A 13,517-nucleotide genomic window follows, 5' to 3' on the forward strand; every position below is an offset into this window, starting at 1 on the left:
GATCACAGATCGTCGGGTCAGTGTCACCGCCTCCGCCAAAGGTCTTCTTGGCGCGCTCTAAAGGCGAGTTCCCTGCGTGGCGAGGTCGCGGCTACGGTCCTGCAGGACCAGCCGCGCCAGGTGGGAGGAGTTTCGTGGACTTCAGTCTCTTCTATTTCGCGGACTACGGGGCCGCGGCCCATGACCGCTACCGTCTTCTGCTGGACACCGCGCAATTCGCGGACACCCACGGATTCACCGCGGTGTGGACACCGGAACGCCATTTCCATGAATTCGGCGGCCAATATCCCAACCCGGCCGTCACCGGCGCGGCGCTGGCGATGGCGACGGAGCGGATAGCCATCCGAGCGGGCAGTGTCGTCGCGCCACTGCACCATCCGGCGCGGATCGCGGAGGAGTGGTCCGTGGTGGACAACCTGTCCCGCGGCCGGGTGGGCGTGTCGCTGGCGTCGGGCTGGCACGCCATGGACTTCGTCCTGCGGCCGGAGAACTACAGGGACCGCAAGGAGGTCCTGACGCGCACCGTGGAAACGCTGCGCCGGCTGTGGGCGCAGGAGGAGGTGGCGTTCCCGGACGGCGCGGGCCAGGAGTCGAAGGTGCGGATCTTCCCGCCGCCGGTACAGCCGGAGATGCCGTTGTGGTTGACGAGCGCCGGCTCCGCCGAGACGTTCCGTACGGCCGGCCGGCTCGGCACGGGTGTGCTGACGCATCTGATCGGCCAGGAGATCCCCGATCTGGAGCGCAACATCGCCGCCTACCGCGCGGAACTGGCGGCCGCGCACGGCCCGGGGACGCGCGGCCATGTGGCGCTGATGCTGCACACCTTGCTGGGCACGGACCGCGAGAAGGTCCGCGAGGAGGTCCGTGAGCCGTTCGGCGACTACCTGCGCAGCTCGATCGGACTGATCATGAAGACGGCCGCGGCGGCACTGCCCGGCGGGATCGACCTGGAACGGCTGTCTCCGCAGGACCGCGAGTTCCTCGTGGCGCGGTCCTTCGACCGCTACTTCGACACCGGCGGGCTGTTCGGCACGGTGGAGGACGGCATGGACACCGTGCGGGGGCTGCGCGCCGCGGGGGTCGACGAGGTCGCCTGCCTGATCGACTTCGGGGTGCCCGAGGACCGGGTGCTGGAGGGCATGCACCACCTGAACACGCTGCGCGAGCGGTGTGCCGACGACCGCATGGAGGACCGCGATGAGCGGTGAACTGACCGGTCTGACGGCCTTGGTGACCGGCGGTGCCTCGGGCATCGGTCTGGCCACCGCCCGCATGCTGGCGGCCCGGGGCGCGGCGGTGGCCTGTCTGGACCTCAACGCTCTCGACGCGGACGGCAGGCCGACCGTTCCCGAGCCGCTGATCGGGGTGTACGGCGACGTCGCGGACGACACCTCGGTGGACGCGGCCGTGGCGGAGGCCGCCGAACGGCTGGGCGGCCTGGACATCCTGGTGAACAACGCGGGCATCCTCGGTCGGGGAACCGTGGAGTCGGGTGGTCTCGACGAGTGGAAGCGGGTCTTCGACGTCAATGTGTTCGGCATGGTGCGGGTCGCCCGTGCCGCACTGCCGTATCTGCGGCGCTCGGAGCACGCGTCCGTCGTGAACATGTGCTCGCTGGGTGCCACCGTCGGACTGCCCAACGCGGCGGTGTACTGCTCCTCGAAGGGAGCGGTACTCGCCCTGACCACCGCCATGGCCGCCGACCACCTGCACGAGGGCATCAGAGTCAACTGTGTGACCCCGGCCCCGGTCGACACACCGTGGGTGCGCCGGCTCGTGGACGCCGCCCCCGACCCCCAGGCCGCCTTCGCCGCGGTCAGCGGTCGGCAGCCGAACGGGCGGTTGGTCACACCGGAGGAGGTGGCCACCGCGATCTGCTATCTCGTCGGCCCGGCCGCGGGCTCGACCACCGGGGTCTCACTCCCCGTCGACGGGGGCAGCCGGGGTGTCCTGCTGAGCATGGATCCGCGTCTGCTGCCGGCCCGTTCCCGGCTCTGAATCCCCTGGCCGGGGCGGCTTAAGCGAGGCCCAAGCCGCCTGTAAGAGCCCCGGCCTAGGGTCTCGATCAACGATGGGCGACCGGAGGAAAGCATGACCGAATACCAGCTCAAGGGCACCGCCGCGGCTCTGGTGGGGCTGTTCGCCGGGAAGATCCACCAGCACGGCATGTACGACTCGGAGGGTGCCGCCTTCTACCACTCGTTCACCCTGCGGGACAACGCCGAGGTGGAGGAGCTGCTGAACGCCGCCGAGGGGCGGCCAGGCCCGGTGCTGGAGCTGTGCTGCGGCTCCGGACGGCTGACCCTGCCGCTCCTCGCGAACGGATTCGAGGTGGTCGGGCTCGACAACTCGCCGTCGATGCTGGAGATCCTCGACGAACGGATGCGGGAGCCGGAGAACCAGGAGTACGCGAGCCGTCTGAGCACCGTCGAGGGCGACATGACGGACTTCTCGCTGGACAGCAGGTTCGGCCTGATCGTGCTCGGCGCGACGGCCGTGTGGAACCTCACTCAGAAGCAGCGCGCGGAGCTGTTCCGCTGTGTGCGCGAGCACCTCGCCGAGGACGGCCGCTTCCTGCTGACCGTGCTGGACATCGCCGGGTTCGAGAGCGCGCCCGCTGCCTTCGAGTACACCTCGGTGTTCCCGACGAAGGACGACCGTTCGCCGGTTCTGTGCACCTTCATCGACCGGATCGAACCGGACGGCCTGCGCTCCACCAGCATCCTCGCAAATCGCCTGCAGAACGGCGAGGTCGTCGACACCGCCCTGTACACCGCCTGGACGCATCTGGCGCCGCTCGACGCCCTGGAGAAGGAGCTGGCGGCCGAGGGCCTGAAGCTGAACACCCAGCGGGAGCTGGTGAACCGTCACCAGATCACCAGCAGCAGCAGCGCGCGCCGTCGACTGCTCCTCGAGGTCACTCTCTGAACCGTCGACGCTGCCACGGTCCCCGGCGCGGCCCACGAGCCTGCTCCGGGGACCCGGTTCCAAGCAGGAAGCGAGGCGCCCCAGGTGACCGACCCGATACCGACGTCGCGCGAGGCAGACACCGTCACGTCCGAAGAGTTCCGTCGGGTTCTCGGCAGGTTCGCCACGGGCATCGTCGCCGTCGCGGCCCTGGACGCCGTCGGCCGATTCGCCGCTCTGGCGGTGAACTCTTTCGCCTCGGTCTCCCTCCGGCCGCCGTTGGTCTCCTTCTGCGTGGCGGAGACAAGCAGCAGCTGGCCGCGGATCCGTCCGGCCGAGCGGATCGGGGTGAGCATCCTCGCCGACCGCCAACTACCCGTCTGCGACCGGCTGGCCACCAGCGGCCCGGACAAGCTTCATGGCACAGAGTGGCACCTCTCCCCCGGCGGAGCACCGCTCGTGGCGGGCGCGAGCGGCTGGCTCGAATGTTCCCTGCGGGACGAGTACTGGGCCGGCGACCATGTGATCGCACTGTGCCACGTTCACTACTTGGCAGTAGGCGAGAGCGATGCCCCGTTGCTCTTCCACCGCGGCCGCTACGGCACTTTCCAGCCCGGTCCGTTCCCCGTGCACCGCTGACCGGGACGGGTCCGGGCCCGGTTGCCTCCTCAACGAGTGCCACCGGACACCAGCGCGAGGCGGACACGACTGTCCGGACGGCTCGGGCCACCCGCGCTGGCTCTGGTGCATCGGTGGGTGCGGACCGACCCGGCGAAGGTCGGGACTGCGTCCTCCTTCACTGACCGGTGCCGGCCAGCCGGCGGCTTCCTCCGTGCGGGCCCCAGAGGCGTGTCGTCTCAGTACCGGAAACGTCATCAAGAAGGGGCAGGCCTCCGAGAAGCAGGAACTCAACGCCGGACCGAGAACGTGGCGTCGGCGGTGGAGATCGGATCGATGCGCAGGACGTGGTCGAAGTGCCGGATGCAGCGGTCCGGGAAGTTGAAGGATGTAGTCGGCTCCAGTCGGGCTCGCCCCACTGGGCGACCTTGTTGTCGTACACCGTCTGGGGGATCGGCTGGACGGTGGCGTGTTTGGGGTTCAGAGGCTGGGTGTAGACGCGTCGGTCGGTGGCGGCCCGGGTGCCGGTGGAAAGGTCGTTGGTCTGCCAGGTGTAGAACAACGCAGGTCCGTGGAGTCCCAGACGTGGATGACCTGGCTCTGCCTGGTCCAGTCGGTTCCCTTCAGGTTGGTCGCCATGACGACGTGGGTGCCGTTCTGCTTGGGCAGGATGAAGGGGTCGCGCAGACCACCGTCGCCCCCGGTCGGGGTCGCGACGGGTTGTTCTGGTTCAGGGGCATCCACTGCAGCCCGTCGGTGCTGACCGCCAGGTGGAGACCGTAGTCCGTACCGCGGCCTCTGGGTGACTGGGTGAAGTAGCCCATGACGAACGGGGAGCCCGTCGCGGGGCTCGCGGACTGGCCGGCGACGGTCAGCGCGCCCGTCATGGACAACGGTACGGCGGCGGTCATGCCGAAGAACAGCCGGCGCGACGGGAGGGGGTGGCGCTCATCGGGTGCCTCCGAAGGGCGTGCGAAACCCGGAAGTGGTCGCATCGAGAGATCACGTTGTCCGTTGCGGCCCACGGGCGTGGGCAGCGCGGCCGCACGACCGTGGGTGGCCGCGCACCCGTGGGCGCCTCCGGGCGGAGGCCCCCACGGGTCCGGTCCCTCGTCAGCTCCAGGGAGATGCGATGAGCCAACTGGTGTCCTGAGCCCACGACTTCGTGTTGTCCCAGGTGTTGGTGCCGCCGTTTGCGGCGATGTAGGCCGTGTAGTTGTAGTGGCGGATGTACTTGGTCGGGAAGTTGACGGACTGGAAGGAGGTGCCGACTCCGCTGTTGCCCGCGGTGGGGCAGAAGGTGGCGTCCTGCGCGAAGGCGCTGGAGCCGCTGTCGAAGTTCAGGTTGAGCTGGTAGTTGAAGTGGCGCAGGAACTGGCCGGGCTTGTCCGCGGACTCGAAGGACAGGCAGGAGGTGTTGGCCAGGCCGGCACGGACGATCCAGGTGGCATCGGCCTTGTCGGTGGCCGAGCTGGCGGAGTTGATACTGGAGATGACGACCTTGGTGTCGGCGTCGTTGTGGCGGAGGTAGTGCGAGGTGCAGCAGGGAGCGGTGGTGGCCCGCAGGGAGATCCGGGAGCCGGGGGTGAGGGTTCCGGTGCTGGTCGAGCCGCTGTCGTAGCCGGCGGCGGTGATGTTGGCCTGCACGGCGTTCTCGGTGGCGTCAGAGGGGGAGCCCTGGGTCATGACGCCTTCGTAGAAGGTGCCTTGGCCGGTGTTGCTGTTGTCGCCGCCGATGCCGAGGATGATCGCACCTTGCTTCTTCATCGGGTCGTAGCCGGTGGCGTTGGGACGCGCGCCGCTGTAGAAGGTGGACAAGCCGCCCGACTGGGCGTCCCCGCCGCGGATGGCCCACTGGTTCGGGCCGCCCTTGAGCATGGCGGTCAGGAACCGGTTGTTGACGCTGGGGTCATTGGCGTTGAATCCGCGGTTGACCCCGGAGAACAGGCCGTTCTCCAGGTCGGCCATGACCCAGGGGCCGTTGCCGCTGCCCCAGCCCCAGCCCTTGCTGTTGCCGAAGTAGAGGGCCTCCATGGTGCCGTTGCCGTCGTCGTTGCCGGTCGTCTCGGCGTTGCCGTAGTCGAAGCAGCAGCCGCCGTTGAAGTGCTTTCCGTTGAAGATCGCGTACATGCCCTCGGGCTGGTCGCCGGTGGCGATGCCGTTGGTGTTGTTGTTGCGGTAGCCGGTGCCGGGGGCGACGTAGACGCCGTACGCCTTGTGGCCGCCGACGGTGACCGGCGCCTCGAAGGCGTTGGCCAGGTTGTCGTTCCCGCCCTCGGCCGGCCCGGGCCAGTGGCCCCTGAGCGCCTGGGTGAGGTTGTTGCCCTTGGGGGACTGGTCGTAGATGACAGTGATGACGCAGCTGGTGTTCGCGCAGAAGGCGTCCTGCTGCGCGGCGTCGGCGACACCTCCGGCGTTCAGCGGGCCGATGTCCTTGGTCGTGTTGTCGGAGGCGCGCTTGACCTGGTACAGCGGGCCGTTGTACGCGCCGTACAGGGCGCGGGTGGTGCTGTGTGCGGCAACGCAGGGAGTACTCCCTGCGGCGTAGATGTCGCACGGCCCCTGGGTGGCGGCCTGCGAGGTGGTGGCCGTGGCGGTGAGGAGGCCGGCGGCGAGCGCGGCGGTGGCACCGGCCGCCAGCAGCGCGCGTCTGACACTGCGTATCCAGGGAGGTTTGATCACGGAGAAACTCCTTCTCAGGGTGGGGTGTGATGCGAGCGCCATCCATCCCAGATGTCCGACTGTGCGGACGACGCAGGCGATGACGCTTCCGTGCCGGTGCGGCGTCGACCGCCTTCGGCACAGGATTCTGGGCGGGCTGCTCGTCAGCTCCGGGGGTGCCGGCGAGCCGGCGGGGGTCCTGGCGCGCACTGAGGTGGCGCCGCGGTGAGGTGGTGCGACGGGCGTCGGCGCCACCGCTGCTCGCGGTGCCTGTGGTCGACGCGTGGTGGACTGTCGTCAGGGTGACGCACGCCTGGGGATACCGGCACCGCGGAAGCGCCGGCATCCCTGTCGGTGTCGGGTCAGCTCGTCACCCGGAAGGTGGCGTCGCCTCGTCCGGTCGTGGTGGTGATCGGGTCGAGTCGGAGCTGGTAGGCGTAGTGGCGGATGTAGCGGTCGGGATGGTTGTAGGACTGGAAGGACGACCATGCCGGGTCGGCGAGGCCGGCGACCTGGCGGAAGGTGGCGTCCGCCGCGAACTGGGCGGTGCCGTCGTTGCGGACCAGCTGGAAGTCGTAGTTGGCGTGGCGCAGGAAGTAGCCGGGGAACTTGACCGACTCGAAGGAGACGGTGCCGGTGCCGGTGAGGCCGGGCCGCATCCGGAACTGGGCGTCGTCGGCGGGGCTCACGTCGGGATCGATGCGCACGTCGAAGTTGGTCTGGCGCACGTACCGGTCCTGAAAGTTGTACGACTGGAGCCGCTGGGCCGGGGTGTTGGGCCAGCGGGCGAGCACGCGGCTCTCCTCAGCGGCCGTGAGGGCCATGATCGCGCCGTGACGCTTCGGGGTGCCGCCCATGTCGTAGCCGGTCGCATCCTGAAGGCGGTAGGTGCTGACGTCGAACGGGTTGGCCGTCAGGATCGGCCTGTATTCGCGTACGCCTTGCGGGTTGTTGTAGTCGATGTACAGGGCCCACTCATTGCGGTCGCCGAACTTCATCCACACCGGGCCTTCGACCGCGTTTCCCGCGAGGCCGATGCTGGAGAGGTTGCCGAGGTTGGTCCACGTCCCCAGGATCGAGTTGCTGCCCTCGACATTGTTCTGGTTGTCGCCGGCGACCCGCAGATAGCGGTAGGGGCCGGTACCGGCGGGCACCTCGGTCATCTGGGCGTCGACGACCGGCGTGCTGCCGGGGGGGTCGATCCAGATCTGCGGGGTGGTGATGCTGCGGAAGTCCTTGGTGCGGGCGGAGTAGATGCGGTACTTGAAGATGCCGTTCACCGTGGCGTTCGTGGACCAGTACAGGACGTAGTCGTTGGTCTCGGGGTTCCAAATCGCCTCCGGCGCCCACGCGTTCTTTCCGCCGGGGATCAGTCCGGCGGCGCCGAGCAGCCACGGCTTCGACCAGGTCACCAGGTCGGTCGACTCCCACACCACGAAGTCGGGGCTGCCGTTGGCATACGTCGAGCCGCAGCGGATGCACAGGTCGGTCGCGATGATCCAGTACTTGCTGCCGTCGGGAGAGCGCACCAGCGCGGGGTCGCGCACTCCCTTCGTGCCGATCGTGGAGTTCAGGACCGGCGCTCCGCCGTTGAGGTCGTTCCAGTGCAGGCCGTCCGCGCTGTGCGCGAGGTACAGCATCTGACCGGTCGCGGAGTCGCCGGTGAAGTGCACCATCAGGTAGCCGGGGTCGGCGGCGGCCGCCCGCTGGGGTGCGGTCAGGGCCTGGCCTGTCAAGAGGAGGCTGACGGCGAGCAATATCACCGTCAGCCGGGCGCGGAGCGCGGACATGTGGATCTCCTGTCGTCGTGCAGGCGCCACCGGAGCGAGGGGACGAAGCGGGGTGGCGGGGAAGGCCCCCGGTATCGGTGTGAGCGGGACAGGTCGGGTATCGCACGATGTGGAAGGGGGACGGACGGGGCGACGGCGTGTACCCCCGTTGCGGTGCATCTCGCTGCGGTGACGCCGGGCTCGGGCACGCGAGCCGATGCGTCGGCAGTGGCTCTGTGGGGATGTTCGGCGGCGTGACGGCTGTTTCTGCCGCGAAGGCAGGACTCTGCCGGCCGGTGGGACGGCCGGCTGTCCTGCGGACCGGTCGGACGGTCTGTGCCTTTCGGCGACCGTGAATGCGCTCAGGTGGGCGACGCTTCGGTGTCCTGCCTCAGCGGCTCCTGTTCTCGCTGCTCCAGGCTCGGCGGCTCCGCCCTTCGAGAGCGGCGACGTCAGCGGTGGTTGTGGGTCACCGGGTCTGCACCTCGTCGTACTGACCGGTGTGGCGTCCGACGGCGTCCCCTCCCCGCGCTCGGCCGACGGAAGCTGTCGTGGTCAACTCACTCTCCAACCAAGCAAATTGTGCGATATATCGAACCTTGTTCGTAAGGCCGGGCAGACCTTAAGTCCGGGAAACAGGGTGCGTCAATAGATCCCGCATCAACGCCCCCTCGAACCTGCAGACCGAGAGGCCGACCGTCCGCCCCCCGGGCATGACGCGCGGCGAGAAGCTCTTTCCATCCCCTGTTTTGGATCGCGCTCTACCCCTTCATGTCGGTAGTTGCACGATGTTCCCCTCGAAAAGCCGCCCAGACATGTGATGACTGGCGGGCTTCGCACCAAGGAACGGGTTCCTGGACTTCACCAGGCGGCAGCTCGGCCGGCTTGCCGCGATCGGTGCAGGGGCGCTCGTGTCGCCGGGCGTACTGCCATCCAGCAGGGCGGCGGCGGCCACACCCCCGGCCGGTACGTGGGGCGACCAGGGCGACGGCAGCTACGTCAACCCCGTCCTCCCGGGCGACTTCGGCGACTGGGACTGTATCCGGGTCGGCACCGACTACTACGGCATCACCAGCACGTTCGGGTACTCCCCCGGCATGGCCGTCCTGCACTCGAAGGATCTGGTCAACTGGCGGACGCTCGGCAGTGTGGCCGACGATGTCACCCGCATCGGACCGCTGCTGAACTGGGACCGGATGAACCGCTACGGCCGCGGCGTGCGGGCCGGGGCAATCCGGTACCACGCAGGCCGGTACTGGACCGCCGTCAACGGGTCCCAGGGCCCGGCAGGCGACTGGGCCGACGACATGAAGAAGCCCTCGTCAGGGGTGTTGAAGTACACCCACAGGCCGCGGCCTGCCGTGAGAGCCGCGTATCTCGAACGCAGCAGCCGGAGCGCCGCGGAGCGGGGGCCGATCTAGGCTGGAAGAAGCCGCTGGAATCCAGCCCTGACGGGCACGGCTGTCCGGACGGAGGCGTGGTGCGTGAAAATGGCCGACAGGCAGGATGCCCCCACAGCCGCTGTCGTGGTGGACCTGGACGGCATGGTGAGCGGCTGGAGCCGGGGGGGCCGGCTGCTGCTGGGCTGGACGGCGGAGGACACCGTCGGGCGCCCCGTGACCGACCTGCTGGTGGATTCCCCGCCACCCGGCCTCCTCGACGGCTACGGCGCCGGCCCCGACACCACGGGGTTCGTCCCCCTGCGTCACCGGGACGGTTCCACGGTGGACGCCGTGGTGACCGCTCACGCACTGCTCGGCCCCGACGGGCGGGCGCTGGGCCGCGTGGTGACCATGCAGCGTTGGGGACGCCGCCCGGTGATCGCCGACCAGGCCTTCGAGCAGTCCCCGTTCGCTCTGGGCGTCTACGACCCTGAGCTGCGGTTCCTGTGGATCAACGCCTCCTCGGGCCGGGTGATCGCGCACTCCGAGGAGCAGGTGCTCGGCAAGAAGTACCGCGAGGTGTTGCCCGAATTCGACCGCACGCTGTTTCCCGAGAGAAATGACAGGCCCTACACCGACGCGCTCGCAGAAGTGGCGAGGACGGGCGAGGCAACGCGTCTCATCACCGTGTTCCGTCCGCTGGGCAGTAATTATGCCAATGCCTGGGCCACCAGCATATGGCCCGTCCGGGATGCCGAGGGCAGGGTCCGCGCGGTCGCCAACTGGGGATTCGACATGAGTGCCGAGTACTGGGCTCGGCAGCGCCTGCTCCTCCTCAACCAGGCCAGCGGTGGCATCGGCCGGACACTCGACGTGATCGGAACCGCCCAGGAACTGGCCAGGACTCCGGTGCCGGGATTCGTCGACCTTGTCAGCGTGGATCTCTTCGAGGAGGTGCTGCGCGGAGAGGAGCCGCCCTCCGGGTCCGCGCTCACCCCCGGTCAGACGATCGAGCTCAGCCGTGCCGCCCGGCACAGCGCGAAGGAGGACGCCGACCGGGCGCCCGGGCCGACGACACTGGTCACGCATGCTCCCGGTTCCGTCGCCGCCCGCTGCATGGCCACCGGCAGGTCCACGGTCGAGCTCGCCGTCGAGCCCGGCGAGGGCGGCGAGTGGGCCTTCGGACCCGGGCTCGCCGCGGACCCGGCCCACTGGCCGCCGGGCAACCCGGTGATCGACGAGTCCATCGCCGCGGACGGACTGACCGGCCGGATCACCGTGCCGCTCCGGGCGCGCGGCGCGCTGCTCGGCGTCGTCGCCTTCTCCCGCCTCGACCGGCCCGAGGCCTTCACCGCCGACGACCTCATCCTCGCCGAAGAGCTGACCGCCAAGGCAGCCGTCGCCATCGACAACGCCCGCCGGTACTCGCGCGAGCGCACGACCGCGCTGACTCTGCAACGCAGCCTGCTGCCGCAGGGGTTGCCCAGCCAGGAGGCGGTCGAGGTGGCCTCCCGCTACCTGCCCGGCGGGACCGGCACGGAAGTGGGCGGCGACTGGTTCGACGTCATTCCGCTGTCCGGCGCCCGAGTCGCCCTGGTCGTCGGCGATGTCGTCGGCCACGGTCTGCACGCCTCGGCCAGCATGGGCCGACTGCGCACGGCGGTCCGCACCCTCGCCGACGTCGACCTGCCACCGGACGAACTGCTGACCCATCTGGACGACCTGGTCCTGCACCTCGCCAGCGACCTGCGGCCGGACAGTCACTTCCAGCCGACCGGCGAGTCCGGCGCCACCTGCCTGTACACCGTCTACGACCCTGTTTCCCGGCGCCTCACGCTGGCGAGCGCCGGCCATCCCCTGCCGCTGATCATCTCCCCTGACGGCACCAGGACCCCGGTAGCCGCCCATCCAGGACCGCCGCTCGGCATCGGCGGGCTGCCCTTCGAGGCCGCCGAGCTCGAACTGCCCGAGGGCAGCCTGCTCGCCCTCTACACCGACGGACTGCTGGAAAGCCGCGAGCGCGACGTCGACCAGCGAATCACCGAACTGCAGCGCGCCCTGAACCACTCGGCCGCCTCACTGGAGGCCCTGTGCGACACGGTGATCGACGCCATGCTCCCCGAACGCCGCACCGACGACGCGGCCCTGCTGCTCGCTCGCACTCACGCGCTGGCTCGCCGTCATGTCGCCGACTGGGACGTCGAGCCCGACACCGAGCAGGTGCCGCGCGCCAGGAAGTTCGCCGTCGACCAGGTGGACGCCTGGGGCCTGGAGGAGGCGGCGTTCGTCACCGAACTGGTCGTCAGCGAGCTGGTCACCAATGCCATCAGATACGGCGAGCCGCCCATCCGGCTGCGGCTGATTCGCGACACTTCCCTGATCTGCGAGGTCTCCGACGCCAGCAACACCGCTCCGCACCTGCGCCGGGCCCGTGCCTTCGACGAGGGCGGCCGGGGCCTGTTGCTCGTCGCCCAGCTCACCCAGGGGTGGGGTACCCGGCACACCACCGACGGCAAGACGATCTGGTGCGCGCAGTCCCTCCCCGGGCCGCACTGACATCCAAGCCGCCGTAGGCGAAGGCACTGTGGTCGCGCTGGCGTCGGTGTGCCAGGAGACCGGAACCCATCGGAACGGAAATTGTCGAAAATATTGACGGAACCATGACTCAATCTTATCTTTTGATCGAACTGCCGCACATTGTTCGTAATAGCGAACAATTCCCTCACTACGGCGACCGGCCAAGCGGACTGGCCGAAGTCCGGAGGAAGAGTTGAACAGACCCGTAAGAACCCTGCTCGCCCTGCTCGGCCCGCTCCTGATGGTGCTGCTGGGTGTCCCCGCGCTTCAGGGCACCGCCTCCGCCTCCGCCCCGCCGGCCGGGCAGACCACGCGGTACACGATGACCGCGTTCACCAACAGCAGCGAGTCGAACATGTACGTGTACGACTCGGCGGACGCCACCGCGTTCACCCTGCGGAAGGGCCCCGCCTACACACCGCCGTCCGGCCTGATCCGTGACCCCAGCATCTTCAGGCACACCGACGGCTTCTACTACATGACCTACACCACCAACTGGACCGGGAACACCATCGGTTTCGCCCGCAGCGCCGACCGAGTCAACTGGACGTTCCTGTACAACTACACCATCCCGATCAGCGGGCTGACCCGCACCTGGGCCCCCGAGTGGTTCATCGACACCGACGGCAGCGTCAACGTCATCGTGTCCCTGACCACGGCGAGCACCGCCACCCACTTCACCGCCTACAAGCTCACGGCGACCGACTCCGCGCTCACCACCTGGTCCGCGCCCGCCCAGCTGTCCGGCATCGGCCCGAACAACATCGACACCTTCATCGTCAAGACCGGCTCCACCTACCACGCGTTCACCAAGAACGAGACGACGAAGTACATCGAGTACGCCACCGCGTCCAGCCTCACCGGCCCGTACACCATCCTCAAGACGGGCGACTGGGCCGGATTCGGCAGCTGGGTCGAGGGCCCCGCCCTGGTCCAGCTCGACAACGGCGGCTGGCGCATCTACTACGACGGCTACCGCGCCGGAAAGTACTGGTACAGCGACAGCTTCGACAACTTCGCCACCTGGTCCACGCCCAACGAGGTGCCCGGGCTGTCCGGCTTCATCCGCCACGCCACCGTGCTGAAGGAGACGGTCCCCGGCGGCGTCACCCTGCCCACCAACACCACCAGGTCACTGCAGTCGGTCAACTTCCCCGGGCGTTACGCCGTGGTGCGCTCCGACAGCCTCGGCTACGTCGACCCGGTGAGCGCCTCCAGCAGCACCGCCGTCAAGCAGAGCGCCACCTTCACCGTCCTGCCCGGACTCGCCGACGCCAACTGCTACTCCTTCCGCGACTCCGCCGGCCGCTATCTGCGCCACTGGGACTTCCGGGTGCGCTTCGACGCCGCCAACGGCACCGACACCTTCAACAAGGACGCCACCTACTGTGCCCGCCCCGGCCGCACATCCGGCTCCGTAAGCCTGGAGTCGTACAACTACCCCGGCCGCTACCTGCGCCACTACAACTACGCGCTGCGCGTGGACCTCTACCAGAACACCGACACCTTCCGGGCCGACAGCTCCTTCACGGCGGTCAGCCCCTGGGCCTGACCCGTCCGACCCACCTCCGCAGTGCCGTCGCGGATCCCACCCGCGGCGGCA

General features: G+C 68.9%; 10 protein-coding genes. 7 read left to right on the forward strand and 3 right to left on the reverse strand.

Annotated elements, in window-relative coordinates; translation table 11 throughout:
- The first annotated feature begins 134 nt into the window (after positions 1-134).
- The 4 genes from QF032_RS01190 (at position 135) to QF032_RS01205 (ending at position 3,546) form a co-directional block, all read left to right on the forward strand.
- The gene (locus QF032_RS01190) at positions 135-1,208 is read left to right on the forward strand and encodes a MupA/Atu3671 family FMN-dependent luciferase-like monooxygenase (RefSeq protein ID WP_307039182.1); all 1,074 of its coding nucleotides are present in this window, start codon (positions 135-137) and stop codon (positions 1,206-1,208) included.
- Complete coding sequence (locus QF032_RS01195) at positions 1,198-1,998, forward strand: SDR family NAD(P)-dependent oxidoreductase (protein WP_307039184.1); 801 nt, start codon at positions 1,198-1,200, stop codon at positions 1,996-1,998. The genes QF032_RS01190 and QF032_RS01195 overlap by 11 nt, the downstream gene beginning before the upstream one ends.
- A gap of 93 nt (positions 1,999-2,091) precedes the next feature.
- Positions 2,092-2,928, forward strand: a complete 837-nt coding sequence (mpaM, locus tag QF032_RS01200) for a daptide-type RiPP biosynthesis methyltransferase (protein ID WP_307054473.1) — start codon at positions 2,092-2,094, stop codon at positions 2,926-2,928.
- Positions 2,929-3,012: 84 nt separating this feature from the next.
- Positions 3,013-3,546, forward strand: coding sequence for a flavin reductase family protein (locus tag QF032_RS01205; protein WP_307039189.1), 534 nt, complete (start codon positions 3,013-3,015; stop codon positions 3,544-3,546).
- A 269-nt stretch (positions 3,547-3,815) separates the two neighbouring features.
- On the opposite strand, the gene QF032_RS40865 is transcribed toward QF032_RS01205, so the two are convergent.
- From QF032_RS40865 to QF032_RS01220, 3 genes are all read right to left on the reverse strand, one after another.
- Complete coding sequence (locus QF032_RS40865) at positions 3,816-3,944, reverse strand: hypothetical protein (RefSeq protein ID WP_444875756.1); 129 nt, start codon at positions 3,942-3,944, stop codon at positions 3,816-3,818.
- A 694-nt stretch (positions 3,945-4,638) separates the two neighbouring features.
- Complete coding sequence (locus QF032_RS01215) at positions 4,639-6,207, reverse strand: alpha-L-arabinofuranosidase B (RefSeq protein ID WP_307054475.1); 1,569 nt, start codon at positions 6,205-6,207, stop codon at positions 4,639-4,641.
- Positions 6,208-6,548: 341 nt separating this feature from the next.
- On the reverse strand, positions 6,549-7,976 hold the full coding sequence (locus QF032_RS01220) for a glycoside hydrolase family 43 protein (protein ID WP_307054477.1): 1,428 nt from the start codon (positions 7,974-7,976) through the stop codon (positions 6,549-6,551).
- Between the two features lie 890 nt (positions 7,977-8,866).
- Here QF032_RS01220 and QF032_RS01225 point away from each other — a divergent pair.
- The 3 genes from QF032_RS01225 to QF032_RS01235 all read left to right on the forward strand — a co-directional run bounded on the left by QF032_RS01225 (position 8,867) and on the right by QF032_RS01235 (position 13,466).
- Complete coding sequence (locus QF032_RS01225; protein WP_307039195.1) at positions 8,867-9,376, forward strand: family 43 glycosylhydrolase; 510 nt, start codon at positions 8,867-8,869, stop codon at positions 9,374-9,376.
- Positions 9,377-9,445: 69 nt separating this feature from the next.
- On the forward strand, positions 9,446-11,893 hold the full coding sequence (locus QF032_RS01230; protein ID WP_307039197.1) for an ATP-binding SpoIIE family protein phosphatase: 2,448 nt from the start codon (positions 9,446-9,448) through the stop codon (positions 11,891-11,893).
- Positions 11,894-12,107: 214 nt separating this feature from the next.
- A complete protein-coding gene (locus QF032_RS01235; protein ID WP_307039199.1) occupies positions 12,108-13,466 on the forward strand; it encodes a glycoside hydrolase family 43 protein in 1,359 nt (452 codons plus the stop codon).
- Positions 13,467-13,517 lie beyond the last annotated feature (51 nt).

It is taken from the genome of Streptomyces achromogenes, assembly GCF_030816715.1.
In the GTDB taxonomy this organism is placed as follows: domain Bacteria; phylum Actinomycetota; class Actinomycetes; order Streptomycetales; family Streptomycetaceae; genus Streptomyces; species Streptomyces achromogenes_A.

What these genes read in the sequence shown, in the direction of transcription:
- QF032_RS01230 (WP_307039197.1), top strand. Translation starts at nt 9,446, where the DNA reads ATGGCCGACAGGCAGGATGCCCCCACAGCCGCTGTCGTGGTGGACCTG.
- mpaM (WP_307054473.1), top strand. Translation starts at nt 2,092, where the DNA reads ATGACCGAATACCAGCTCAAGGGCACCGCCGCGGCTCTGGTGGGGCTG.
- QF032_RS01220 (WP_307054477.1), bottom strand. Translation starts at nt 7,976, where the DNA reads ATGTCCGCGCTCCGCGCCCGGCTGACGGTGATATTGCTCGCCGTCAGC.
- QF032_RS01195 (WP_307039184.1), top strand. Translation starts at nt 1,198, where the DNA reads ATGAGCGGTGAACTGACCGGTCTGACGGCCTTGGTGACCGGCGGTGCC.